Genomic DNA, 3,987 nt, shown 5'->3' with positions numbered 1-3,987 from the left:
CGCTCAGCGGCGGTCCGCCGCCAACCCTCGTCCCCCTCCGCGGCCGCCAGCAGCGCGCCCGCCGAGCCCACGGTCTCGCCGGCGGACGTCTCCGTGCACGTCGAGAACGGCAGCGGCGCGACCGGCCGGGCCGGGGACATCGCCGCGGCCCTGACCGGCAAGGGCTTCGGCAGCGGTACCTCCGCCTCCAACGCCCCGCAGCAGACCGCGACCACGGTGCTGCGCTACCCCGCCGGGGACAAGGCCAAGGCGCAGACCGTCGCCTCGGCGCTGGGCATCCCGGCCGCGCACGTGTCCGAGGACGCCGCCGTCAGCCGGGTCACCCTGGTCATCGGCACCGACTGGACCAGCGGCACCAGCTACCCAGGTGGCAGCGCCAAGCCCGCCCCTGTGAGCACGCACCAGGCACTGTCCGACTCCCACGCCGAGACCGCCGACCAGAGCAACACCTGCGCCCCGGTCAGCACCTTCAACACGGTCGAGCTCAACGGCGTGCCGATGACGCCCAGCCAGGCGTACGCCCGCGCCACCAACGTTCCCGACTCCGCGCCCTGAGGCTCGCCGCACCGAGGGCCGGGACGACGCGCCGTGATCCGCCGCGCTGAGCGCCGCGGATCACGGCCGATCGCCGATCACCGCTGGTCACCGCCGATCGCCGCCGACGGCGGTCGTTCGCGGCGGATCACAGGCCGGTGCGCCGGGCGCGATAGCAGTTCGTCCGGTAGGGAAGCTCCACGCGCTCGCGACCGGCCAGGGCCGGATGGCGGTCGAGCAGGGCGCGGACCTCGGTGAGGAGGGCCTCGCGTTCGGTCGCCGCCATGGTGATCACGTAGCTGCGCGAGGCCACGAGGTCGACGAGTTGGTCGCCCGTCAGGGTCTGGCTCCACTCGACGTCGAACCGCTCGACCGGGTGGAACAGGTCGGGGTGGTCGTCCAGCCCGTTCACTCCCTCGCCCGCGGTGGCCCGGGCCCCGTCCGGGTCGAGCAGCCGACTGAGGGCGGCGACCCAGTCCTCACGCTCGTCGCGCACGTTCCAGACCAGCCCGAGCGTCCCGCCGGGCCGCAACACGCGGGCCACCTCGGGGATGGCGGCATCGGTGTCCACCCAGTGCCACGCCTGAGCGGCCAGCACCACGTCGGCTGACGCGTCCGCGAGCGGTATCGCCTCGGCGGAGCCGCTGAGCACCCGCGCGTCGGGCACCGCGACCGCCAGCACCTCCCGCATGCCCTCCGAAGGCTCGACGGCGGCGACCGCCAACCCCCGTGCGCACAGCGACCGGGTCAGCTTCCCCGTTCCCGCGCCGAGGTCGACCACGTCGCGAGGGAGCTCCCGCACGGTCTCCCACGGGATCTCCTGCGGGGTCGTCCGCTGGGTCGTCTGCTGGGCCGAGCGCTGGGTCGTCCGCGCAGCCGTCCGTTCCGCCGGGGCGACGGCGAGCAGCCAGTCCAGCGCCGCACCGGGGTACTCGGGCCGCCCACGCTCGTAGGCTTCGGCGGCGGCGCCGAAGGAGTTGGCCTGGACGAGCCGGTCGCTGTCGCTGTGCATACGTCTTCTCCCACCCTGACGCCGCCACCCTGGCGACTGTTCGCAGTCGATGCTTCCCGGTGCCGGCTGCGGCCGGCAACCCGTGACCGGCCGGACTGTTGCGCACATCACTGTTGCGCACGTCACTGGGGACCCAGGGGCTATCCAGTTTTCTTTAGCAAAAGTAATGAGCTAGGGTAACGAATATGCCTGAGTTGCCGGAGCCGACGGACGACGCGGCCGACCATCTGACCGACGACGTGGCGATCGCCACGCTGCGGTCCGCGGTGATGCGCCTGGCTCGGCGGCTGCGCCATCAGCGGGTGGAGGAGTCCCTCACACCCACCGAGATGCAGGTCCTGGCCACGCTCGCGCGTTGCGGGAGCGCCACCCCGGGGGAGCTCGCACGCCGCGAGCACGTGCAGCCGCCGTCGATGACGCGGATCATCGCGATGCTGGAGGAGAAGGGCCTGGTGCGGCGCGAGCCGCACCCCCAGGACCGCCGACAGGTGGTCGTCAGCAGCACCGAGCAGGCCGAGAGCATTCTCGACCAGAGCCGGGCCAAGCGTGACGCCTGGCTCGCCCAGCTCAGCTCCGGGCTGACCGAGGAGGAGCGGGCGGTGCTACGCGCCGCCGCGCCCGTCCTGGAGAAGCTCGCACAACTCTGAACCGCACCACACGGCAGCACCGCACCGCAGCACGGCCGCACCGCCGGAGCCGGAACTCAGGCAACGAAGGAGAGAACAGAGCAGGACAACCGCACAGGGGACGCGCAGCTTTGCATTCGTCGCACGGAGAGTCAGACACCACAGAAGCCCAGACGATCGCCACCCGGACGTTCGAGACCCGGACGAGCCGGAAACACAACTTCACACGCACCAAGCGCGGAGGCATGTTCTCCGCACTGCACAACCGCAACTACCGCTACTTCTTCGCGGGACAGGTGGTGTCCAACTCGGGCACCTGGATCTCCCGCATCGCCCAGGACTGGCTGGTGCTCAGCCTGACGGGCAGCGCCTTCGCCGTGGGCGTGACCACGGCCATGCAGTTCCTGCCGGTCCTGCTGTTCGGCCTGTTCGGCGGCGTCATCGCCGACCGCTTCCCGAAGCGGCAGCTGCTGATGGCCACGCAGGGCGCCATGGGTCTGCTCGCGGCGGGCCTGGCCGCGCTGACCCTCGCCGGGGTCGTCCGACCCGAGCACATCTACGTGTTCGCCTTCCTGCTCGGCCTGGTGACGGTCGTGGACAACCCGGCCCGGCAGACCTTCGTCGTGGAGATGGTCGGCAAGGCCGACCTGGCCAACGCCGTCAGCCTCAACTCGGCCAACTTCCAGACCGCCCGGCTCGTCGGTCCCGCCATCGCGGGCGCGCTCATGGCCGCCGTGGGCGCCGGCTGGGCCTTCGCGGTCAACGCGCTCTCCTTCGGCGCGGTGATCCTCGGCCTGCTGGCTATGCGTAGCAGCGAGCTGCGCCGTCAGCCCCGACTTCCGCGCGAGAAGGGCCAGTTGCGGGAGGGACTGCGCTACGTCGCCGAACGGCCCGACCTGATATGGCCGATCGTCCTGATCGGCTTCATCGGCACCTTCGGCTTCAACTTCCCGACGGTGCTGTCGGGCTTCGCCTACTCCGTCTTCCATGTCGGACCCGGCCAGTACGGTCTCCTCAACACCGCACTGGCGATCGGCTCGCTGGTCGGCGCGCTGCTCGCGGCACGTCGCGCCCGGCCCCGGCTGCGGCTGCTGGTCGCGGCCGCACTGGGCTTCGGCGTGCTGGAGGCGGTCGCCGGCTTTGCTCCTGACTTCTGGGCCTTCGCGGTGCTGCTGACGGTGGTCGGGCTGCTCGGCCTCACGTTCAACACGGCGGCCAACGCGCTGGTCCAGCTCCGGACCGCCCCGGAGATGCGTGGCCGGGTGATGAGCCTGTTCATGATGGTCTTCGCCGGCGGCACACCGCTGGGCGCGCCGGCGGTGGGCTGGCTGACGCAGCAGTACGGGCCCCGGGTCGGCCTGTTCGCCTGCGGGCTCGTCTCGGCGGGCGCGGCGGGCCTGGTGGGTCTGGTGCTGGCGCGGATCGGCAACCTGCGGCTGCGGTTGGACCTCGCGCACGGGTTCGGCCAGGAGGGGCGGGTGCTGGCGCTGGTGCCCCGCTGATGTGATCAAATCCCCTCTGAGCTGGTGGTTTTCACTCTTGTGAGTGATTGAACGGGAGGGGATTGGGTGTCAAACTTGTTCTATGGACGCCTCGATGTTCGGGGGCGGGTGTGAAGGTGGAGAGGCGTCCATGGGTGGGGGTTTTGCCTCGCTCGGGGATGCTTTTCGGGCCGACCCGTTGACCCCTGTCTCTTCCCGTCAGTCTTCCCAGTCCCTGTCTTCCTCCTCCCCTTCTTCTCCTGCTTCCTCTTCCTCTTCCTCTTCCTCTTCCTCTTCCTCTTCCTCTTCCTCTTCCTCTGTCTCGTCTGCTGCT

Annotated in this window: 4 protein-coding genes; 3 read left to right on the top strand and 1 reads right to left on the bottom strand. The window is 70.7% G+C overall.

Translation table 11 applies throughout. From position 1 onward, the window contains the following. Positions 1–555: LytR C-terminal domain-containing protein (locus TR50_RS29265; RefSeq protein WP_160311205.1), on the top strand; the 555-nt coding region annotated here is incomplete at its 5' end. 127 nt (positions 556–682) lie between these two features. Here TR50_RS29265 and TR50_RS29260 read toward each other — a convergent pair. Beyond that, positions 683–1,546 carry a class I SAM-dependent methyltransferase gene (locus tag TR50_RS29260; RefSeq protein WP_042428777.1) on the bottom strand — a complete coding sequence of 288 codons (864 nt, stop codon included), beginning with the start codon at positions 1,544–1,546 and terminating at the stop codon, positions 683–685. 185 nt (positions 1,547–1,731) lie between these two features. On the opposite strand from TR50_RS29260, the gene TR50_RS29255 reads away from it, so the two are divergent. Together TR50_RS29255 and TR50_RS29250 are read left to right on the top strand one after the other, a co-directional pair. Further along, positions 1,732–2,193, top strand: coding sequence for a MarR family winged helix-turn-helix transcriptional regulator (locus TR50_RS29255; RefSeq protein WP_042428773.1), 462 nt, complete (start codon positions 1,732–1,734; stop codon positions 2,191–2,193). A 224-nt stretch (positions 2,194–2,417) separates the two neighbouring features. Next, positions 2,418–3,674, top strand: a complete 1,257-nt coding sequence (locus TR50_RS29250; protein ID WP_042428770.1) for an MFS transporter — start codon at positions 2,418–2,420, stop codon at positions 3,672–3,674. Positions 3,675–3,987 lie beyond the last annotated feature (313 nt).

The organism is Streptacidiphilus anmyonensis (assembly GCF_000787855.1).
GTDB lineage: Bacteria > Actinomycetota > Actinomycetes > Streptomycetales > Streptomycetaceae > Streptacidiphilus > Streptacidiphilus anmyonensis.
This window is presented reverse-complemented; position numbering and strand designations above follow the sequence as displayed.